Origin of the sequence: Glycomyces buryatensis (assembly GCF_004912275.1) — a bacterium.
Lineage (GTDB): Bacteria > Actinomycetota > Actinomycetes > Mycobacteriales > Micromonosporaceae > Glycomyces > Glycomyces buryatensis.
This window is the reverse complement of the sequence record NZ_STGY01000007.1, coordinates 139,182-160,412: the sequence shown is the minus strand read 5'-3', so window position 1 is coordinate 160,412 and position 21,231 is coordinate 139,182. Positions and strand designations below refer to the sequence as shown.

Here is a 21,231-nt window from a genome sequence, read left to right as displayed (position 1 = left end):
GGCTTGACATACTCACCGCGTGGGTGGATTCGAGTACTTGTTCACGGTCGTGGTGACGCTGTTCGTCATCATGGACCCTCCCGGCATTGTGCCGATCTATCTCGCCCTGACCGGCACGATGGACAAGCGCGAGCGCTCGCGCGCCGCGCTCCAGGCCACCGCGCTCTCGCTCGGCGTCATCACGCTGTTCGCACTGCTCGGCCAGCAGATCATCAACTACCTCCACATCGACCTCGCCGCCCTCCAGGGCGCCGGCGGCCTGCTGCTGCTCCTGGTGAGCCTCCAGCTGCTGACCGGCAAGGCCGACGACCCCAACGACCAGGCCACCTCGAACATCGCGCTGGTGCCGCTGGGCACCCCGCTGCTGGCCGGGCCCGGCGCGATCGTCGCGGTCATCCTCTTCGTGCAGCAGGCGCCGTCGCAGATCTCCTACCTGTGGATCGCGATCGCCATCGTGTTCCTCCACATTGTCATCTACCTCGTCATGCGCTTCTCGGGCGTCCTGGTGCGGATCCTGCGGCGCGGCGGCATCGAGGTCCTCACCCGCATCGCCGGCGTCCTGCTGGCCGCGATCGCCGTGCAGCTCATCGCGAACGCCGTCATGGGCTACGTCGAGGTGTTCGAGCACTCGTCGGGCATCGGCACCTGGTAACAGTGGTGTGGGGGGCCAATAGCCTGTGGCGGTCGCCGATACCGTCCGCCATACGGTTCAATTGGGCCCATGAATACGATCTTGGATCTGCCCATTCATCCGCTGGCGATACACGCGCCGGTCATCCTCGTGCCCCTGCTGGTGCTGTTCGGCATGCTGTACCTGTTCGTTCCGCCGATTCGCCGCGCGATCGGCTGGGTCGTCGCGGCCCTGACGCTCATTGCTCCCGCCACCGCCTACGGGGCGGTCTGGAGCGGCGAGCAGCTCGCCGACTTCCTGTATCCGAACGGCTGGCCGGAGGCGGTGACCGAGCACTACGACTACGGCATCCGTCTGCTGTGGATCCTGCTCGGCCTCATCCCGGTGTGGTGGCTGTTCGCCGCGCTCGACCGGGGACGCCGGGCCTCGGCTCTGCGCGATGCGGACTCGACTCCGACCGTGGTCGAGGGAGAGGACGGGGAGAGCGTCTCCTCCGGTGCGTCCGACCCGGCGGCCACCGGTCGCAGGCTCTTCATGATCATCCTGGGCGTCATCGCCTTCGCGCTGCTGGCGCTGGCGGCGTGGATGGTCTTCAACTCCGGAGACACCGGCGCCTCGATGCACTGGGAGGGCTGGCAGAACCGCGGCGGACAGTAGCCGGACATGCGAACAGCGGCGCACCTCGGTGCGCCGCTGTTTCGTTTTCGTCTGTACTTACCGGTTCAGGATCCCGATGATCACTACGGCGAACATCGCCGCGACCGAGATCAGCGCCGTCCAGTGCGTGAACAATCGGGCGCGCTGCTCGGCGGCGTCGATGGCCTCGTGGTCCTGGGCGGGCATCCGCCGCGGCTCGCCGGGCAGGGCCACCGACTCGACCCGCCACCCGGGGGGCGGCGGGACGTGCGCCGGCGGGCCCGCATAGGAGCCGTTCGCCTCACTGGTCATGGCAGCAGCCTAAACCCTTTGCCCGAGGCGCCGAATCAGTCTTCGGAGCCGCTGTCGGCCGGGCGGCGACGGCGGCGACGCCGCCTCGCCGGAGCGTCCTGGTCGCCACCGGAGGCGTTCGCCTTCGGAGCGGACTCGCGCCCGGCCTCGCCGGAGGTCTCCTTCGAGCGGGCTTCGGCCGGAGCGCCTTCGGGCTTGGACGAACCGCCGCGGGTGCGCCGGCGCTGGCGGTTGCGTCCGCCCTCGCCGTCGCCACTCTCGGTGCTTTCGGTCCGTGCGGGCCGCTCAGTGCGCTCGCCGTCGCTGCGACCGCCCTCGCTTCGACCGCGTCCGCCGCCGCCCCTGGAGGAGCCGCGTCCGCCGTCCCGGCCGCCGCTGCGGGATCCCCCGCCGCGACCTGCGCCGCGGGAACGTCCGCCCTTGCTGCGGGCCGGGCCCTCGACGTCGTCCTCGCGCTCGGCGCTTAGGCCGTCCCTGCTGCGCTTCTCGCTCGGCAGTGCCGCGGGAGCGCCCTCGGGGATGTCGAGGTCGGTGTAGAGGTGGTCGGAGGTGTGGTACGTCTCGACCGGCTCGCCGATGTCCAGGCTGTTGGCCTTGACGATGATCTTCCAGCGGGGGAGGTCCTCCCAAGTCAGGAAGGTGACCGCGATGCCGGTGGCGCCGGCGCGGCCGGTACGACCGATGCGGTGCACGTACGTCTCGGCCTCTTCGGGCGAGTCGTAGTTGATGACGTGGGTGATGTCCGGGACGTCGATGCCGCGTGCGGCCACGTCCGTCGCGACGAGCACGTCGATCTTGCCGGCGCGGAAGGCCCGCAGGGCCCGCTCGCGGGCGTTCTGGCCCAGGTCGCCGTGGACCGAGCCGACCGCGAAGCCGCGGAAGTCGAGCTCGTCGGCGAGTTTCTGGGCGGCCCGCTTCGTGCGGGTGAACATGATCGTCAGGCCGCGGCCGTTCGCCTGGAGGATCCGGGCGGCGACCTCGACCTTGTTCATCGCGTGCGTCATGTAGACCAGCTGGCGCGTGTTGTTCGCGGCCTCCTGGTCGGGGCCGGTCACATCTGCGGCGACGGTGACGGGCCGGTACATGTGGCGGCGCGACAGCGACATGATCGTGTCGGGCATGGTGGCGCTGAAGAGCATCGTCTGACGCTCCTCGTCCGGGAGGAGCTTGAGGATCTTCTCGACGTCCTCGGAGAAACCGAGGTCCAGCATCCGGTCGGCCTCGTCGAGCACGCAGTGCGCGATCTGGTCGAACTTGATGTGCTTGGACTTGTAGAGGTCGAGCAGACGCCCGGGGGTGCCGACGATGATGTCGACGCCGTCGCGGAGCGACTGGATCTGCGGCTCGTAGGCGCGGCCGCCGTAGATCGGCAGGACCCGGATGGAGCGGGTCTTGCCGGCGTCCTCGAGGTCGCGCGCGACCTGGAGGCCGAGCTCGCGGGTGGGGACGAGGATCAGGGCCTGCGGCTGTCCGGTGGCGCCCTCGTCGGCTGACTTGATGCGGTCGATGATGGGAAGGCCGAACCCGAAGGTCTTGCCGGTCCCGGTCGGGGCGCGTCCGATGATGTCGGATCCGCGCAGCGCGATCGGAATGGCGTACTCCTGGATGGCGAAGGCCCGTTCGATACCAAGCGCCGCAAGCGCTTCGACGGTTTCCTCGCGAACCCCGAGTTCGGCGAATGTCGGCCCTTCGTTCTTAGGCCGGTCGTTGTTGACTTCGTTCACTCTGTTCACCTCGTGGCGGAGGACAATCCACAGATCCGGGGAACTCGGCGCCACATGCTTTCTTGGTCTACACAGCGGTGACGACCGCCGGATTCGGGTAAGTCGCCGCTTCACAGTGGCGGCCCGGCGTGATCGCCGTGGCCGCATCGAGGGCCGAAATACTTGACACGCAATCCAGGGGATTCCTCGGATCGGTCGCGGCCGCTCCCCACCATGGTACGTGGTCCGGACACGATCGTCTCAGTACGCTGGTGCTAACCTGCCGTCGTGTCCGAAGCAACTGAGAGCGCCGAGTCCGATCACGACGCCGGAACCGGGTCGCGCCCCGGCCCCGAGGCGGTTATCGATCTCCTTGGGCTGCTTGCACTCGGTGAGCTGCTCGCCTTCGAACGGATCGCCCTCGACGCCCGCCTCGCCCCCGATCTGGGCCGCCGCGCCCAGCTGTCGGAGGCGGCCGTTGGTGAGATTCGTAACTACCGGCTCCTGGCCGACCGCATCGCCGAGTTGGGCGCGGATCCGGCCGAGGCGATGGCCCCGTTCAAGGAGGCCATCCGCTCCTTCGACGCCTCGACCGCGCCGCGCGACTGGCTCGAAGCGCTCGTCAAGGTCTACGTGGGCGACGCGGTCGCCGACGACTTCTTCCGCGCCGTGGCCGCCCGCCTCGACTCGGGCGACCGCGCCATCGTCGAGCAGGTGCTCCAGGCCGGTCCGGCCGCCGAGTTCGCCGCCGCCGAGATCCGCGCCGCCGTCGAGACCGATGCGTCCGCGGCCGGGCGCCTGTCGCTGTGGGGCCGCCGCCTGGTCGGCGAGGGCATCAACCGCGCCCAGGTCGTGGCCGCCTCCCACGAGCACCTCGCCGGGCTCATCGCCGCCGACGGCGGCTCGGTCGACGCGGTGCTGCGCCACCTGACTCGCGCGCACCAAGAACGCATGAAAGCCGTCGGCCTGAATAATTAAGCAGCCGTTACCGAATCGAGATACCGGCGAGCAACCCTTCGCCCCTCCACCCGCGTCTTGGGGTCGGAGGTGGAGCTAATAATGCGGCTCACGAAAAGCCATGTGATCAGCGGTGTGCTCGCCGTCGCGCTTCTCGGCGCGACCGGTACCGCCTGGTACTTCGCAGCGCAGGCCCGGACCCCGGCCCAGCGCGCGGAAGAGACCGAGGCGCCTGAGGACTCGGTGGTGTCGGTGCGGGTCGAAGAAGGCCAGCTCATCGACACCATGGACTTCACCGCGACGCTCACCCGCACCGGTGACTTCGCCGTGGCGGCACCGGCGAGCGCCGAGGGCGCCGAGGTCACCCTGGTCTCGAAGATTCCCGTCAAGGTCGGCGACGAGGTGAATTCCGGGACGGTCCTGCTGGAGGTCTCCGGACGGCCCATGATCGCCCTGCTCGGTGACGTCCCCGCCTACCGGGACCTCGAAGAGGGCGACGAAGGCCCGGACGTCGAGCAGCTGCAGAAGGCACTCGCCCAGATCTACGGCACCCCGACGACCGGCAAGTTCGACGATCGGACCGTCACCGATCTGAAGAAGCTCTACGACAATGCCGGCTACTCGGTCGCGACCACCAGTGAAGAGGTCGTGGAAGACACCCCCGGCGACACCGAAGGCGACACGGAAGGCGACACCGAAGGCACCGACGGGGAAGAGAACACCGGTGGCGCGCAGACGACCACCGTCGAGAAGGTCCGGCTCCCGGCATCCGAAGTGGTCTTCCTGCCCGAGATGCCCATGCAGATCGGCAAGATCGACGCCAAGCAGTCGGCCCCCGTTCCCGAGGGCAATGCGCTGACGCTCGTCTCCGGCGACTGGAAGCTGGAGGCCGAACTCGATGAGGACGTCGCCTCCGAACTGTCCAAGCTCGGCGACGACGCCGAGCTCGAATACTCCTCCGGTCCCCTTGAGGGCCTGGAGGTCGGCGTGCCCGAGCTGGAGACCCGCGAGGTCGAGGACGAATCCGGCGAGGAGTACTACGGCGAGGGTGGGGATGAGGCGCCGAAGGTCGAGAAGACCTTCGCGATCTTCAAGTTCGAGGAAGACGACGTCGAGAACGAGGACGAACTCGTACCCAACACCGACCAGAGCGTCACGCTCATCAAGGGCCGCAGCGCCGAGGACGCGCTCATCGTGCCACTCTCTGCACTGTGGACGGACTCCGGCGACAAGACCATGCTCACCGTCCTCGAAGGCGAGGACGAGAAGGAGGTCAGCGTCGAGGTGAAGGTGGCGCTGCGCCATGAAGGGCGCGGCGTGGTCGAACCCGTCGACGGCGAACTGGCCGAAGGCGACAAGGTCGTGATCGCCTGGCGCGACCGGGGCAACGGCTGATGGCCTTCAGACGCAAGCGGAAGTCGGGCGAGGAGCCGGACGGCATCGAACCGATCGACCCCGATCCGGTCGAGTCCGACACGGCGGTGTTCGACATCGTCCGCCCCGCGGGTCCCGAGCAGTCCGAGAAACCCAAGGGCCGCTTCGGGGTCAAGAGCCTCGGCATCGCCCACGAGGCGTTCGCGAGCCTCCGCGGGCGCTCCATGCGGACCTGGATGACCGCCATCGGCATCGCCCTGGGCATCGCCGCGACCGTCGCCACGGTCGGGCTCTCGTCCACCTCGGCGGCCGCCATCGCCGACCGCTTCGACGCCACCGAGGCCACCCAGGTCACCGTCTCCTTCTCCAACAAGATGCGCGACGCGGGCTACGCGCCCACATTGGAATCGTCGGAGCGGGTGCGGGACATCAACGGCGTCGTCGACGCCGGCATCATGTGCAGCACCAACAACGAGGTCGCCGGCTCGCGCACCGCCGAGCAGGACTACACCCGCGACTTCACCGTCTACGGCATGGAACCGGGCACGATGGACGCCTACGGCTTCGAATTCGTTGAAGGCCGCTCCTTCGACGCCGGACACGTCGAACGCGGCGACAAGGTCGCCCTCATCGACGAATCGGCCGCCCGCGACCTCGGCTACTCATCCCTCGACGGCGGACCCATGATCTACCTCGCCGGTGAGGAATACGCCCTGATCGGCATCTACACCGCCCCCGACGGTGAGGCGAAGCTGACCGGCGCGGTCGTCGTCCCGCCGACGCCCTGCACCGAGGCCGACGAGAACTACTCCGCCGCGACCGTGTTCATCCACACCGACCTCGGCGCGGCCGACAAGGTCGCACAGACCGCCCCCGTCGCCGTCTTCCCCGAAGGCGCCGACAACCTCTCGATCACCAAACCCTCGGACCTGCGCAGCTTCCGCAAGGGCGTGGAGAACGAGATGCAGGCCCTGCTGCTCGGCCTCGCCGCCGTCTCACTCGTCATCGGCGCGGTCTCGGTGTCCAACACCGCGCTCGTGTCGGTCATGGAGCGGCGCTCGGAAATCGGCCTGCGGCGCGCCGTCGGAGCCGCCCGAAGATCGGTGGCGATGCAGTTCGTCTGGGAGTCGACCATCATCGGCCTCATCGGCGGACTCGTCGGCACCGTCCTGGGCGTCAACGTCACCGCCCTCGTCTCGCTCTACCGAGACTGGCAGATCGTGTTCGAACCGGAGCTGTTCGCCGCCGGCCCGGTCATCGGCGCCGTCGTCGGCGTCGTCGCCGGCGTCTACCCCGCATGGCGCGCCAGCCGGGTCCCCCCGGCAGTCACCCTGCGGACCTAAGGGGGTGGGTGGTGATGCCAGACCTTCCGGCATCACCACCCACCCCCTCAGCTCGTTACACCCGATGTGAACCTCTTTGAGGCCGTCTACGAGCTGTTCCTGCCCGCCGCGTGCGCTTCCTGCAAGGAGGCGCCCGCGGCGGGTAGCGGTCTATGCGAGGCCTGCGAAGCCGGCCTGCCTGACGCCGCCGTGCACCTGGCCGTCCTTTCGGACACCGGCGCGCCGCCCACCGTCGTCGCCGGCGCCTACGAGGGCCCGCTCGCCGAGGCCCTCAACGAGTACAAGGAACGCGGACGACGCCAGCTCGCCGGAGTCCTGGCCGGTCTCCTGGCCCGACCGCTCGAGATCGTCGGCGCCGAGCTCCCCGGCGCCGTCCTGGTCCCGATCCCGCCCACGCGCGCGGCCCGGCGCGAACGGGGCTTCGACCATGTCGCCCACCTCTGTGCGGGCCTGGGGGAGGTGCGGCGGTGCCTGCGGGCCCGCCCGCGCCCCGATTCGGTCGGCCTCAGCCGGGCCCAGCGGCGCGAGGCCGCGCGCTCCAGCCTCGACGTGGTCCCGCGCCGCGTCGCCGCGCTGGCCGCCTCGAGCCGGCCCGTGATCCTAGTGGACGACATCGTCACGACCGGCGCGACGCTCAGCGCGGCGGCCGCGGTCCTGCGCCGGGCCGGGATGTCCGTCCCGGCGGCGGTGGCGATCGCGGCCGCCGAATGAGCGCCGGGTCCGGGGCGATTCCAGGAAGGCCGAGACGGGACGTTCGGACCCGCTCGCCCAACCGGGTGTCAACCTCACGACAGACCGAACACAGGCGGTTTGCACGTTAATGCGAAGAGTAATTTCGAGTCCGTCTAATTTCGCGCGCGCGTACCTGTCCGCGGGGCAGAATTCCCGTATCGGAAGGGTCGACTTTCGGTGAACAAGGGGTTAGTCTCGAAATCTCAGATCGGTAACGAGGCGACTGAGAGCAGGTGGACCACCGCTTGACCGAAGGTGAACTCGCCCAAGGCGAATCACTCACCTGAAGGAATTCTTCCCCCGTCGAGAGGAGGTCGTTCCATCCGCCGTACCGGATTACCGGCTCCGGACCCAGCAAAGAAAAACTTCGTCAGCGTCTCCGCCGGCAAAGCGGGACGCACCTGGGAGGTTCAGAGGTGGAAATCGTCGTCAAGGGCCGTAACGTTGAGGTCCCCGACCACTTTCGAGAGCTCGTCGCAGAAAAGATCGAATCGAAGATCGCCAAGTACCTCGCCCGGTACGACGGCGAGGCGATCGATATCGATGTCGAGCTCTACCACGAGCCCAATCCCCGTCAGGCCGACAACGCCCAGCGAGTCGAGATCACCTGCCGCCCCAAAGGCACGGTCATTCGGGCCGAAGCCAGCGCCGGAGACTTCCGCAGCGCGTTCGAGGCGGCCTGCGCGAAGCTGGGACACCAGCTGCGCAAGACGGTCGATCGCAAGCGGGTGCACCGCGGGGGCAAGTCGCGGCCGGTTTCAGTGGCCGAGGCGACCGCGCCGCCGGCGAACGGGGCCATGCCGCAGGGGACGCTCCTGATCGAGCAGGCCGCCCTGACCGAGCCCGATCCGGCGAAGGCGCACTTCATCTCGGAGGATGTCGACCACTTCGACGGTCTGGTCGAGGAGCATCTGCCCGGCCGGATCGTGCGCGAGAAGATCCACCCGGGGGAGCCGATGACGGTGGACGACGCGCTCCAGAACATGGAGCTGGTGGGCCACGACTTCTACATGTTCCACGACAAGGAGAGCGGACGGCCTTCCGTCGTGTACCGCCGCCGGGCCTACGACTACGGCCTGCTGCGGCTGGACATGTAGCCGCGACTCCGTTCCGCCCAGCCCTTCCTCGAATTCGATGACCAGGGGGACTTACCTCTCGGTCCGGATGCATTGAGGGGTGGTATCCGGACCAACCGCGGCCCCGAGCGAAAGCTCGGGGCCGCGGCCTCTTCGTATATCCTATAGGATTCGGTGACTGCTCATCTAGAGCGCCGAGCCCTCTTTCCACTCGTCCCAGCCCATGACCCAGTAGCCCCAGCCGTTGTCGTACGGCATCGGGCGCTCGGTGCCGGTGACCTCGACCGGGTCACCGCGCTGGGCGATATCGAAGAACCACTTGGCGTTCTCGTTGCTGGCGTTCAGGCAGCCGTGCGAGACGTTCGCGTTGCCCTGGGAGCCGACCGACCACGGCGCGCCGTGGACGAACTCGCCGGAGGCGTTGATGCGGGTGGCCCAGTCGACCGGGGTCTCGTAGTAGTCCGGGTCGTCCTCTTCCTTGCCGGGGGCGACCATCACCTTGTGCTCCAGCTTCTCCATGACCAGGTGGGTGCCCGAGGCGGTGATGTACTCGTACTTCTCGCCGTTGCCCGCGCTGATCGGGATGGTCTTGGCGACTTCGCCGTCGATCTCGACTTCCATGTGGAAGTCGGGGATGTGCGCGCGGGAGATCTGGGAGGCGCCGATCTTCATCTCGGCGGTGTGGTCCTCTTCGCCCCAGGTGTCGCCGCCGAGGAACACACCGCCGAAGGAGGCGGTGAAGGTGACCGTCTGGTTCGCTCCCCAGTACTCCTTGGTCCGGTAGATGACCTGGGAGTCGCTCATCCAGCGCCAGGCGCCCTCGTGCTCGGTCTCGGACTCGACCTTGAGGTTCTTCTCGACCTCGGCGCGGTCGGGGGCGCCCTCGGTGAAGGTCACGATGATCGGCGCGCCCACGCCGACGGTCTCGCCCTCGGCCACTGGTGTCACGTCGGCGACGCCGAAGCCCGAGCCTTCGCGGCCCTCGGTGGTGAACTCCTGCTTGAACTCGGTGACGGTCCCGTCGGTGCTGACGGCCTTCGCGGAGACGGTGTGCAGGGAGCCGGCGTCGAGCACGCCTTCGTAGACCCATTCGGTGAGGTCCTCGTTGTAGGAGCCCTCGATGGTCTTGGATCGGTCGGTGGTGACCGAGACCTCCTCGAACAGGCCCTTGGTGACGGCGAGCGTGAACGGTTCGGTCGGGTCGTGTTCCTCGCCGGCGTCCAGCGAGATCTTGGGAACGATCGGAGCGGGCGTGAACGACCCTTGTGGGGGCGCTGCGCATGCTCCGAGGGGCAGCAGCGTCGTCACCGATGCGACGACGAAGGTTCGGCGTTTCAAAGGGGGTTCCTCCACAGGGCGAAGCGACGAGATAACTATATCTCCGACGCTTGACACATCCCCGCAGGTTGCACCACTATCCGGTGGATAGTCTTGCCCACACCAACGTGTCACGCCGAGAACCATCCAAGGCGGGCAATCCGCCCTTCTCAATCCCCTCCAACGTGAAGCCGGCTCGTCGCAGCACGGCCTGGGAGGCGGCATTGTGGACGTCGGTGCCGGCCCAGATTCGATCCATGCCAACCTCTTCGAACGCCCACCGGCACGCCAGCCGCACCGCCCGCGTGGCGTACCCCCGGCCGCGGGCAGGGGAGCTGAGGTCGTAGCCGATCATCGCCGTGCCGACGATGCGGGCGACGTCATAGAGCCCGATCGTGCCCTGGTAGCCGGTGCCGTCGTCGATGACCATGAGCGCCGCGCGGCCCCGCAGCCAGTCGAGTGAGGCTCGCCACTCGCACACCTCGGCGACCTCGCCGACCGAGGGCGGCAGCGGCAGGGCCGCGCCGGAGTACACGTCGGGGCTGGTGCGGTGGCGCAGGTGCGTCTCGAAATCGCCCGGGCGCAGGGGCCGCAGCGAGATAGTCCCGTCGCTGAGCGCCCCGCCGGGCAGGTCGGGCAGGGCGCGCGGGGCCGGTCCGCGGCCGTCGTCGGGCAGCAGCCCGAGCCCGACCGCGTGCGAGCCGTCGCAGGCCGCGCCGCGCGCGAGCCCCGAGTCGGGCCGGAAGCCGGCCCGCATGGCCGATCGGATCGCCGCCAGGTCCTGCACCGGCAGCCGCGTCTCCAACCGCCGTGCGCCCGAGGCGAAGACGACCGGTGCGATGGTCCGCAGCAGTTCCGTGCCGAGCCGCGAGCCGCGCCGCTCCTGGGCCACCCAGAACCGGACCGAGACGACGCCGTCGATCTCGGTCAGGCGCATCGCGCCCACCGCCTCGCCGCCTTCGGGGTCCACGGCGACCGTGTCGGGGTCGAATCCGCAGTCGAGCTTCAGTTCCCCACGGGCGGCTTGCAGCGTGAACGACGGGGTGCTGAGCGGCTCGTAGAGATACACCCGCTCAGCCAATCAGGGAGCCGACCCACGAGTCAAGCCTTTCGTCCGGCCGGTGGCGGTACTGGCGCTTTATCCCCTCGATGTCGAAGCCGGCCTTCTCGGCCACGCGCTTGGACGCCTCATTGCCGATGACGGCCCTCCATTCGATGCGTTCCAGCGCCAGTTCTTCGAAGCCCAAGCGGCACAGTCGCTTCGCGGCGGCGGTCGTCCAGCCCTGTCCGCGAGCCCAAGGCGCGCAGAAGTACCCGAGCTCGGCCGCCCCCGTGGCGCGGAGCCCCAGCTCCACCGAACCGGAGTAGCGGTCCGCCTCGTCGGCCAGGACGTAGAGCGCCGAGGTGCCCCGGTCCCAGCGGGAGCGGCAGACCCGCAGCCAGTCGTCGGCCATGGCCCGGGTGTAGTTCCGCGGCATGGTCGTCCACCGCTGCGTCTCGGGGTCGGCGCACGCCGCGGCCAGGTCGTCCAGGTCGCGTTCCTCGATGCGGCGCAGCCGCAGCCCGGCCACCTCGGTCTCCAGCTCCGGCTGGTCGCCGAGGAAATACGCCGCCTGCGCCTTGAGGATCGCGTAGTCCTCGGGCAGGTCGTCCGCGGCGCGGACCTCCCCGGGCAGGATGCCGCCGACCCAGCAGTCGCGGGAGGTCCCGCGCTGGTTGACGCCGTTGCGGGAGATGCCCTCGACGGTGAAGCCGGTGCGGATCGCGGCCAGCTTCGAGGCGTGGTTGCCGACGATCGCGTCCCACGCGACCCGCTTCATGTCCATATTGTCGAACGCGAAGGTGACCGCCGCCCGGATGGCCTTCTGGGCCACGCCCCGGCCCCGCGCCCAGGGCGCCGTCAGGTAGGTGATCGAGACTTCCCGGGAAAAGGCGTGCGTCAAACCGGCGGAGCCGACCAGGCCGCCCTGCTCGTCCACTACGGCCCAACGGGGATTGTCGCCGCGCCAGTGTCTCGCGCACAGATCCAGGTAGCGGTCCCGGTAGGGGCCGGACCACGGCAGCGGCATGACCATGAACTGCTCGATGAGCGGGTCGGCGTAGATGCGCGCCAGATCGGGGAGGTGGTGTTCTTCCCAGGGGACCAGGCGAAGACCTTCGGCCTGGAGGGTGACGGGTTCCATAGGCAACGATTGTGCCCCACCGGAGGGCTCGGGGGCCAGTGAGTTCGACGCGTACTATTGGACGCGAAATCCACCCGATTTGGTCAAGACGTTGCTTGGAGACTTTCCGTGGCTTTGTTCGAAAGGGTACTGCGAGCCGGTGAGGGTCGCGCGATCAAGCGGCTGCACGCCATTGCCGACGCCATCGACTCCCTGGAGCCCGAGTACGAAGGGCTCACCGACGCCGAGCTGCGCGGTCTGACCGACGAGTACAAATCGCGGCTGGCCGACGGCGAGACCGTCGACGATCTCCTCCCCGAGGCGTTCGCCACCGTCCGCGAGGGCGCCAAGCGCGTCCGCGGGATGCGGCACTACCACGTGCAGCTCATGGGCGGCGCCGCCCTGCACCAGGGCAATATCGCCGAGATGAAGACCGGTGAGGGCAAGACCCTCGTCTCCACGCTCCCGGTCTACCTCAACGCCCTCGAGGGCAAGGGCGTCCACCAGGTCACCGTCAACGACTACCTGGTCCGACGCGACGCGGAGTGGATGGGCGAGATCCACCGCTTCCTCGGTCTGAGCGTCGGGGTGGTCCTGCCCGGGGAGGGCGCGGAGAAGCACCGCGAGGCCTACAAGGCCGACATCACCTACTCGACCAACAACGAGCTCGCGTTCGACTACCTGCGCGACAACATGACCAACTCGATCGACAACCTCGTCCAGCGCGGCCACAACTTCGCGCTCGTCGACGAGGTCGACTCGATCCTGGTGGACGAGGCCCGTACCCCGATCATCATCTCCGGCCCCGCCGAACACCAGAAGCGCTGGTACACCGAGTTCGCCAAGATCGTCGGATCCCTCAAGCGCGACGAACACTACGAAGTGGACGAGGGCAAGCGCACCATCGCCATCTCGGAGTCCGGCGTCGCCCGCGTCGAGGACCGCCTCGGCATCGAGAACCTCTACGACTCGGTCAACACCCCCCTCGTCGGCTACCTGAACAACGCCATCAAGGCCCAGGAGCTGTTCGAGAAGAACCGCGAGTACATCGTCTCCGAGGCCGGCGAGGTCCTCATCGTGGACGAGTTCACCGGCCGCGTCCTGGCCGGCCGCCGCTTCAACGAGGGCATCCACCAGGCCATCGAGGCGAAGGAAGGGGTGGAGATCAAGCAGGAGAACCAGACCTTCGCGACCACCACCCTGCAGAACTACTTCCGCATGTACGGCAAGCTCGCCGGCATCACCGGTACGGCCCAGACCGAGGCCGCCGAGTTCAACAGCGTCTACGGCGCGGGCGTCATCCCCGTGCCCACGAACAAGCCGATGATCCGCGCGGACCGCCCCGACGTCATCTACAAGACCGAGGACGCCAAGTACGACGCGGTCGTGGACGACATCGCCGAGCGCCACGAGACCGGCCAGCCGGTCCTGGTCGGCACCGTCACCGTCGAGAAGTCCGAGCTGCTGGCCAGGGCCCTCAAGAAGCGCGGCATCCCGCACAACGTCCTCAACGCCAAGAACCACGCGCGCGAGGCCGACATCATCGCGCAGGCCGGCCAGAAGAGCGCGGTCACCGTGGCCACCAACATGGCCGGGCGAGGCACCGACATCATGCTCGGCGGCAACCCCGAGTTCCACGCCGCCGCGGAGCTGCGGAACCGGGGCGTCGACGAGGCCGACGAGGAGACTTATTCGGCCGCTTGGGAAGAGACCCTCGCCAAGTTCGAGGAGATCTGCGAATCCGAGGCCGAAGAGGTCAAGGACGCCGGCGGGCTCTACGTCCTCGGCACCGAGCGGCACGAGTCGCGCCGCATCGACAACCAGCTGCGAGGCCGCGCCGGCCGCCAGGGCGACCCCGGCGAATCCCGCTTCTACCTCTCCCTCTCCGACGACCTGATGAAGCGGTTCAACGCGGACGCCGTGCGCGCCATGATGAACCGCCTGCGCGTTCCCGACGACGTCCCGATCGAGTCCAAGCTCGTCTCCAAGCAGATCGAGTCGGCCCAGTCGCAGATCGAGGGCCACAACGCCGAGGTCCGCAAGAACGTCCTCAAGTACGACGAGGTCATGAATCGCCAGCGCACCGTCATCTACGACGAGCGCCTCAAGGTCCTGCGCGGCGACGACGTCTCCGAGCAGATCCAGCACATGATCGACGACGTCGTGGAGGCCTATGTCGCCGGCGCGACCGCCGACGGCTACGCCGACGACTGGGACCTGGACGAGCTGTGGAGCGCCTTCAAGCAGCTCTACCCGATCCAGATCACCGCCAAGGAGCTCATCAAGCGCGCCGGCGATAAGGACGACCTCGAACCGGACGCGCTGCTCGAAGCCGTCCGCGAGGACGCCCACGACTTCTACGAGGACCGCGAGAAGGAGTTCGGCGAAGAGGTCCTGCGGAAGCTGGAGCGCCGCGTGCTGCTCCAGACCATCGACCGCAAGTGGCGCGAGCACCTGTACGAGGTCGACTACCTCAAGCAGGGCATCAGCTTGCGCGCCTACGCCCAGCGCGACCCGGTCATCGAGTACCAGCGCGAGGCCTACGACATGTTCCAGACGATGCTCGACGGCATCAAGGAGGACACGGTCAGGTTCCTCATGAACGCCGAGCTCAAGACCAAGCCGAAGGACGGCGAAGGCGGCGGCGAGCCGGAGGCCGAGATCCGCGGTCTCGAACCGCTGAAGAAGCCCGAGATGCTGCTGCAGAGCGCCCCGTCGATCGACGGCGCCGACGGTTCGGGTACGGCCCACCAGGTCGCGACGGACGAGGGCGGCGCGGTGTTCAAGCGTCCGCCGAAGCCGACGCCGGGCAAGCGCGACGTCAAGCGCACCCCGGGTGCGGGCACGAAGGGCGCGGCCAAGGTCGCCTCGAAGGGCGCCCGTTCGGCCGGTCCGCGCAAGGCCTCGACCGCTCCGCCCGCGCAGCAGGCGAACCCGGGCCAGCGCCACTCGGAGAAGGTCGGCCCGAACGAGCCCTGCCCGTGCGGCTCCGGCAAGAAGTACAAGCGCTGCCACGGCGCCCCCGGTGCTGCAAACTAGGGGAATGGCGAAACAGCATTCAGGTCCGCGGGGCTCGCGGAGGATCTACGTGCCGGCGAGCACGGGGATGCTCCGCGGCCTCGCCGACTCAGGCGAGCTGAAGCCCGCCGGTCCGGTCCACACCGTCACCGCCTCGCTCCGGCGCGAGTACCCCGACGTCGACGTTGAAGACCTGGAGTACACGGCGTTCGCCGACGCGGGACTGGCCTCGCTGCCGCTGCTGGTCGGTCATCTGCCGCGGCGGGTGGTGATCTCCGCCGATGTGCCCGATGAGCGCGTGACCGAACACGGCGAGGGGACCGGCGCCGACTTCGACGGCAGCGTGAAGTTGAAGCGGGTGGCGGCGATCCACGTGGACGACGCCGACGCGGCCGTCGAGATCGCCGAGGCGCTCGGCGACCCGGAGGCCGCGGACCTGGACGCGGTGGAGGCGCACGTCCTCGACTGGTACGCCCCCACCGAACTTCAGGACCTCTTGGCAACGCTCAACGCAGGAACGGCCTGATGTCGTATGGCCGAGCAGCAAAGGAAGACTACGACGTACCTTCGCGAGACCGACATCTGGCGGCTCGATGCGCTTGCGCGGAAACAAGGAATTTCCCGCGCGGAGCTGCTGCGCAGGATCGTCTCCGACTATGTCGAAGCACATCGGCCTGAGCGGGATCCATTGCCGGTATTCGATCTCGGCGAACCGATGACTTTGGAAGAGCAGAGAGAAGAACTCTACGAGGCGCTGGAGCGCAAAGTTGCCCGTCGGTGATCGTCATTGCCGATACCTCGGCTCTATTGGCGGCCTTCGTTCGGTGCAGGAAAGTACGCAGGGCTGAAACTCGACCTTGCCGATTGCGTCGGCGTCGTGCTGGGTGATGCCTATGAGACAGACCGTATCTTCACCCTTGATCAGCGGGACTTCCGAGCGGTCACACCGCTAACTCCGAAATTCGACTTCTTCAAGATCCTGCCCGCCGACTGCTGACTGGGAGCTTCTGGCGTCCTTGGGGATCAGCAGGCCGTAGGCCAGCACCGAGCACAGCGCCCCGGCGAACATGGCGGTCATCGAGCCGTTGTACTGCGACTGGAACGCCAGCGACAGGTAGGCCGAGTCGAGACTGGAGACCTCGGCGTCCCCGACACCGAGGACGATCTCGACGCCGGCCTGGGCGATGATCGTGGACACGAGCCAGATCGCGCCGGGCATGGCCCCGGCGAACAGGTATCCGGGCAGCTTGCTCTTGCCGGTGGCGCCCCGCAGCAGACCGAAGGCGACCAGGCCGCAGACGAGCCCGGCGACGAACGGGGCGGCGGTGCCGAGGGCGCCGTACTCGTCCAGCGGGTCGGAGAACAGGCTCACGGACGAGGTCTCGAGCAGGCCGCGCCCGTACATGAACGCCAGCATCACCATGGTGGAGACGAGCCCGGCGATGACCGGGACGCGGGCGCGCGGCAGCGAGAACAGGCCGCCGAGCACGGCGGAGGCGAACAGGATCGCGCCCAGGGCCGCGGCGACGGCGGCGTCGACCGAGAACAGGACGTAGGCCACCGCCCCGGTGAGCAGGCCGACCGCGCAGAATCCGGCGGCGATGAGCGCGCGGCTGGGCCCGCGCAGGCGGGCGGCGATGGACCCTCCGACGGCGACGCCGCCGACGGCTCCGGCGAAGGCGGTGACGATGATGGGGCTGAACAGGCTGTTCGCCAGGATGATCAGGCCGGTCTGGTCGAGCCCGTCGGACATGCCGGTGAGGCGGTAGAGCGAATAGAGCACGCCGCCGAGGGAGGCGAGTGCGCCGACGGCGAGCGCGATCAGGGCGGCCTGGCCGCGCCGGCGCGGGCGTGCGGGCCCTGAGCGGGAGGCCTTCACCTTCAAGGTCGCGCTGGCCTCGACGTTCCACGTTTCCTGTGTATCGGTCACCTGCCCAGGGTACGTATCGCCTTGTGGGCGGCTACATCACACCGGGCCGGTCTTTGTTCGTCTCGTGCGGGTGACCTGGCCCGATGTGTGCGAGGATGGCGGTATTGACGCCAGTACGGTAGCCTCTGTATCGCAGTTATACGACAGAAATAACCATCGAATCAATGGGAGTGCGCGATGGATGCCTTGTTTACAGTCCCTACTCCGGAGAATGAGCCGGTGCGCACCTACGCCCCGGGGACGGCCGAGCGGGAGAGCCTCCAAAAGACGCTCGCCGAACTGGCCGGGACGCAGCTCGACCTCGACATGAACATCGCCGGCCAGTGGCGCCGCGGCACCGGGGCCGAGATCGAAGTCGTGCAGCCGCACAAGCGGTCCCACGTCCTGGGCGTGACCCGCGAGGCCACCGACTCCGAGGTCGCGGACGCCGTGGCCGCCGCGAAGGCCGCCCGCCGGGACTGGGCCGCCATGGCCTTCGTCGACCGCGCCGCGATCTTCCTGCGGGCGGCCGAGCTGATCTCCGGACCGTACCGCGACCGCATCAACGGCGCGACCATGCTGGGCCAGTCCAAGACCGCGGCCCAGGCGGAGATCGACTCGGCGTGCGAGCTCATCGACTTCCTGCGCTTCAACGTCAGCTTCGCCGAGGGCATCTACCGCCAGCAGGCGAACTCGTCCAAGGGCATCTGGAACCGCACCGACCACCGGCCGCTCGACGGGTTCGTCCTGGCGATCACGCCGTTCAACTTCACCGCGATCGCGGGGAACCTCCCCACGGCCCCGGCGATCATGGGCAACACGGTGGTGTGGAAGCCCTCGACCACGCAGCAGTTCGCGGCCAACGTGATCATGCAGGTGCTGCTCGAAGCGGGCCTGCCGCCCGGGGTCATCAACATGGTGACGGGCGTCGGCCAGGCGGTCTCGAACGTGGCGCTGCTCGATTCGGACCTGGGCGGCATCCACTTCACCGGCTCGACCCCGACCTTCCAGCACCTGTGGAGGACGGTGGGGGAGAACATCGCCGGGTACCGCAACTATCCGCGGCTGGTCGGCGAGACCGGCGGCAAGGACTTCATCGTCGCCCACCCGAGCGCGGACCCGCAGTCCCTCGCGGTGGCGATGGTGCGCGGCGCCTACGAGTACCAGGGCCAGAAGTGCTCGGCGCTGTCGCGCACGTACGTCCCGGCCTCGCTGTGGAAGAGCGGGGTGAGGGACGCCGTCGTCGGCATGACCGAGGACATCAGCTACGGCGACGTCACTGACTTCTCGAACTTCGGCGGCGCCGTCATCGACTCGCGGGCCTACGCCAAGCACACCGCCCTGTTCGAGCGCCTCGAGCGCGACGACAAGGCCACCGTGATCACCGGCGGCAGCGCCGACGACTCGGTGGGCTACTTCGTGCAGCCCACCCTGATCGAGTCGTCCGACCCGACCCACGAGCTGTTCAGCGACGAGTACTTCGGGCCGATCAACGGCGTCTACGTCTACGACGACGCCGACTTCGACCAGGTGGTCCGCCAGGCCGCCGACATCGCGCCGTACGCGCTGACCGGCGCCCTGTTCGCGAACGACCGGGCAGCCATCGCCCGCACGAGTGAAGAACTGCGCTTCGCGGCGGGCAACTACTACATCAACGACAAGCCGACCGGCGCCGTCGTCGGCCAGCAGCCGTTCGGCGGCTCGCGCGGCTCGGGCACCAATGACAAGGCGGGTTCCTGGCAGAACCTGGTCCGCTGGGTCAGCCCCCGATCGATCAAGGAGACGTTCGTCCCGCCGACGGACTACCGCTACCCGCACCAGGGTTAGCAGCTCAGCTGAGAGGGGGTCCGCGGGCGAGTGCCGCGGACCCCTTTTTTATGCTGAAGCCATGACGAAGCGTGAGCATCCCCTGAAGGGTGAGTTCGACACCGCTGCGGCCCGTTGGGAACGGACCATGCGCGAGGACGGGACCCCCGCTGCCCTGGAGATCGGGTACGCCGACAACGGGCTGGTGGCCCTGCGGATGGCCGAGGAGCCCGAGGGCGACATCCTCATCTACACGCCCTCCGAATGGGAGGCCTTCACGGCCGCTGCCAGGGACGGCGAGTTCGACATCGAGACCTGGGAGGACGAGCCCATCGTCGAGGTCATTGATGACGATGAGAGCGAGCGGTCCGCGAACAAGTAGTCGCACCGCACAGACCGCGCCCCGTGCCGTATCCGGCAGGGACGCGGTTTTTTATTGCGCCGCAATAGAACTAGCCACGCCGATCTGTCAATCGTAAAAACCTCGCGCCGCGATGTATCTGTGATCACAAGGTGAGTTCTTATCGGTATGGACGCTGAGATACCGCCCAACTCGCGACGGGCTCGGCATTCCGGGCCTTGGCACCGCCCGCACGCATCGGGCCGGGACCCCGATCCCGCCACCAGTTGAGGACAATCGATCTTGAGGACCGACATCCTCAGCCTGAACAACCGCATAGACCCCCGAGAAGAGAGAGGAGCTCCCATGCGTTTGGTGTTCTCAAACGATGAACCCCATCTGGAGCCCAACCCCCGCCGCGAACTCATGAGCGGCGTGCCCGAACTGTCTTCGAGCACCCTGAACCGCCACGGCGGCCGAGTCCTGCACCCCCTCGAAGCGGACCGCGCCCCCGATCAGCCGATGCCGGTCGGCACCATCTACCGCTACGACCGCCTGCTGATGGACGAGTCGCTGCTGTCCGACTCGGCGGCCATGAGCCGCCTGGAGGAGGTCATCGGGCAGAGCGGACGGCGCCTCGACTGCTCCTCCGCCAGCGCCATTGTGGAAAGTCAAGGATCGCGCCGAGTGCCGATCTCCTTGAGCGGACACGGGACCGTCGACGCCTGGTCGGCGCTCCAGTCCCTGAAGGCAGCCGCGAACGCCGGCGACCTCGACGCGGACATCGTCTCCAAGATCGGTCTGGAGCACCTGATGGTGTGCTCGAAGGGCGGATCTCCCAGCATTGGCAGCTCCGAGCCGCCCCAGGCGGGTTCGCACTTGACTCCGCTTCGTCGAATGCCGGTCGACATGGTGAACCCGATGCCGCCGCGCCGCGAGATGAAGCGTCGGGTTCGAGTGGCGATTCTCGACACCGGCGTGCCGAAATCGCACCCCGGCTTCGATATTTCCGACCGGGCCGAGCAGCTGGACACGTTCGTGGTGGTCGACCATGACTTCCAGCGCAAGTTCGGCGCACGCTCCGACTCGCACGTCGCTCCCCTCAATACGCCCTGGGACGGGCCGGTGCATGAGCCCGGGCACGTCAAGGACGTCGCCAGCCACTACGGGCACGGGACCTTCATGGCCGGCCTGCTGCGCCAGCTGTCCCCGGACATCCAGGTCTACTCGCTCCGCATCGTCCACAATGACGGACTAACGTACGAGCACGAGATGGTCGCCGCGATGCACCATGTCGCCGACGAGACCGAGGCGGCCCGCGCCGGCGATGAATCGGCGATATGCGTCGACATGGTGGTCCTCGCGATCGGCTATGTCAGCGAGGACCCGAACGATGCGATCGCGGGTTGGATGAAGGCGGCCGTGGATCGCCTGACCGCCTTGGGGATTCCAGTGGTCTCCGCCGCCGGGAACCAGTCCTCGGACCGGCCGTTCTACCCGGCCGCGCTGGCGGCTTTCCCCAAACCGGAGACCGAGGCACCGGTGCTCAGCGTCGCCTCGCTGAACCCGAACCGGACCGTCTCGATGTTCTCGAACGACGGCACCTGGGTCTCCTGCTACGCGTCTGGTGCCGGTCTGGTCAGCACCTTCCCGCGCGACGCGGACGGTTCGCTGGAGCCCGAACGCCAGACCGACTACACCACGATCGACCGCGATCGGGAGAGCCACGACCCCGACGATTTCTACTCGGGATTCGCGGTGTGGAGCGGAACCTCCTTCGCCGCTCCTATCGCGGCCGGCTTCCTGGCCAACGAGATGAGCGGCTCTGGCGTGCCGCCGGCGGCCGTCGAGGATTCGACGCAAGCGGCGGCCTGGGTTCACGGGGCCCTGAAGCGCCTCAAGAGCCAGTAACCTG

19 protein-coding genes and 1 pseudogene are annotated in these 21,231 nt (G+C 68.2%); 14 read left to right on the top strand and 6 right to left on the bottom strand.

The annotated features are described in order from the left end of the window. The first annotated feature begins 19 nt into the window (after window positions 1-19). The gene (locus FAB82_RS02970; RefSeq protein ID WP_246039426.1) at window positions 20-652 is read left to right on the top strand and encodes a MarC family protein; all 633 of its coding nucleotides are present in this window, start codon (window positions 20-22) and stop codon (window positions 650-652) included. Between the two features lie 69 nt (window positions 653-721). Then, complete coding sequence (locus FAB82_RS02965; RefSeq protein WP_136533045.1) at window positions 722-1,288, top strand: hypothetical protein; 567 nt, start codon at window positions 722-724, stop codon at window positions 1,286-1,288. Between the two features lie 57 nt (window positions 1,289-1,345). Here FAB82_RS02965 and FAB82_RS02960 read toward each other — a convergent pair whose 3' ends face one another. Then, on the bottom strand, window positions 1,346-1,579 hold the full coding sequence (locus tag FAB82_RS02960) for a hypothetical protein (protein ID WP_136533044.1): 234 nt from the start codon (window positions 1,577-1,579) through the stop codon (window positions 1,346-1,348). A 35-nt stretch (window positions 1,580-1,614) separates the two neighbouring features. Further along, window positions 1,615-3,303 carry a DEAD/DEAH box helicase gene (locus FAB82_RS02955; RefSeq protein WP_246039425.1) on the bottom strand — a complete coding sequence of 563 codons (1,689 nt, stop codon included), beginning with the start codon at window positions 3,301-3,303 and terminating at the stop codon, window positions 1,615-1,617. 267 nt (window positions 3,304-3,570) lie between these two features. On the opposite strand from FAB82_RS02955, the gene FAB82_RS02950 reads away from it, so the two are divergent. From FAB82_RS02950 to hpf, 5 genes are all read left to right on the top strand, one after another. Then, entirely contained in the window at window positions 3,571-4,260 is a 690-nt protein-coding gene (locus FAB82_RS02950) for a ferritin-like fold-containing protein (RefSeq protein ID WP_211116339.1), read from the top strand. Window positions 4,261-4,341: 81 nt separating this feature from the next. Then, window positions 4,342-5,634: a midas domain-containing protein gene (locus FAB82_RS02945; protein ID WP_136533042.1), complete on the top strand. Its 1,293-nt coding sequence runs from the start codon at window positions 4,342-4,344 to the stop codon at window positions 5,632-5,634. Then, window positions 5,634-6,956 (top strand): ABC transporter permease, encoded by a 1,323-nt coding sequence (locus FAB82_RS02940; RefSeq protein ID WP_136533041.1) that lies wholly within the window; start codon window positions 5,634-5,636, stop codon window positions 6,954-6,956. The genes FAB82_RS02945 and FAB82_RS02940 overlap by 1 nt, the downstream gene beginning before the upstream one ends. Before the next feature lie 66 nt (window positions 6,957-7,022). Next, window positions 7,023-7,667 (top strand): ComF family protein, encoded by a 645-nt coding sequence (locus tag FAB82_RS02935; protein WP_136533040.1) that lies wholly within the window; start codon window positions 7,023-7,025, stop codon window positions 7,665-7,667. Window positions 7,668-8,104: 437 nt separating this feature from the next. Continuing rightward, window positions 8,105-8,785, top strand: coding sequence for a ribosome hibernation-promoting factor, HPF/YfiA family (gene hpf / locus FAB82_RS02930; RefSeq protein WP_136533039.1), 681 nt, complete (start codon window positions 8,105-8,107; stop codon window positions 8,783-8,785). Between the two features lie 165 nt (window positions 8,786-8,950). Here the strand turns inward: hpf and FAB82_RS02925 are convergent, their stop codons facing one another. The 3 genes from FAB82_RS02925 to FAB82_RS02915 all read right to left on the bottom strand — a co-directional run bounded on the left by FAB82_RS02925 (window position 8,951) and on the right by FAB82_RS02915 (window position 12,264). Continuing rightward, window positions 8,951-10,102: a L,D-transpeptidase gene (locus FAB82_RS02925; RefSeq protein ID WP_168801390.1), complete on the bottom strand. Its 1,152-nt coding sequence runs from the start codon at window positions 10,100-10,102 to the stop codon at window positions 8,951-8,953. A gap of 76 nt (window positions 10,103-10,178) precedes the next feature. Next, window positions 10,179-11,162, bottom strand: a complete 984-nt coding sequence (locus FAB82_RS02920; protein WP_136533037.1) for a GNAT family N-acetyltransferase — start codon at window positions 11,160-11,162, stop codon at window positions 10,179-10,181. Next, window positions 11,155-12,264, bottom strand: coding sequence for a GNAT family N-acetyltransferase (locus tag FAB82_RS02915; protein WP_136533036.1), 1,110 nt, complete (start codon window positions 12,262-12,264; stop codon window positions 11,155-11,157). Before FAB82_RS02915 ends, FAB82_RS02920 begins: the two co-directional genes overlap by 8 nt. 108 nt (window positions 12,265-12,372) lie before the next feature. Between FAB82_RS02915 and secA the strand changes: the two genes are divergently transcribed. The 4 genes and pseudogenes from secA to FAB82_RS28515 form a co-directional block, all read left to right on the top strand. Then, window positions 12,373-15,282, top strand: coding sequence for a preprotein translocase subunit SecA (secA, locus tag FAB82_RS02910; RefSeq protein WP_136533035.1), 2,910 nt, complete (start codon window positions 12,373-12,375; stop codon window positions 15,280-15,282). Window positions 15,283-15,331: 49 nt separating this feature from the next. Further along, window positions 15,332-15,787, top strand: a complete 456-nt coding sequence (locus tag FAB82_RS02905; RefSeq protein WP_211116338.1) for a DUF6912 family protein — start codon at window positions 15,332-15,334, stop codon at window positions 15,785-15,787. Window positions 15,788-15,793: 6 nt separating this feature from the next. Then, entirely contained in the window at window positions 15,794-16,042 is a 249-nt protein-coding gene (locus FAB82_RS02900) for a ribbon-helix-helix protein, CopG family (RefSeq protein ID WP_136533033.1), read from the top strand. 51 nt (window positions 16,043-16,093) lie between these two features. Next, window positions 16,094-16,258, top strand: a pseudogene (locus FAB82_RS28515) (VapC toxin family PIN domain ribonuclease); the annotation flags it as partial. On the opposite strand, the gene FAB82_RS02890 reads toward FAB82_RS28515, so the two are convergent. Continuing rightward, window positions 16,211-17,191, bottom strand: coding sequence for a hypothetical protein (locus FAB82_RS02890; RefSeq protein ID WP_136533032.1), 981 nt, complete (start codon window positions 17,189-17,191; stop codon window positions 16,211-16,213). The pseudogene FAB82_RS28515 and the gene FAB82_RS02890 overlap by 48 nt on opposite strands. Before the next feature lie 177 nt (window positions 17,192-17,368). Between FAB82_RS02890 and pruA the strand changes: the two genes are divergently transcribed. From pruA to FAB82_RS02875, 3 genes are all read left to right on the top strand, one after another. Continuing rightward, on the top strand, window positions 17,369-18,997 hold the full coding sequence (gene pruA / locus FAB82_RS02885) for an L-glutamate gamma-semialdehyde dehydrogenase (protein WP_136533031.1): 1,629 nt from the start codon (window positions 17,369-17,371) through the stop codon (window positions 18,995-18,997). 61 nt (window positions 18,998-19,058) lie between these two features. Next, complete coding sequence (locus FAB82_RS02880) at window positions 19,059-19,358, top strand: DUF397 domain-containing protein (RefSeq protein WP_136533030.1); 300 nt, start codon at window positions 19,059-19,061, stop codon at window positions 19,356-19,358. Window positions 19,359-19,682: 324 nt separating this feature from the next. Beyond that, on the top strand, window positions 19,683-21,227 hold the full coding sequence (locus FAB82_RS02875; protein ID WP_136533029.1) for a S8 family peptidase: 1,545 nt from the start codon (window positions 19,683-19,685) through the stop codon (window positions 21,225-21,227). Window positions 21,228-21,231: the final 4 nt, after the last annotated feature.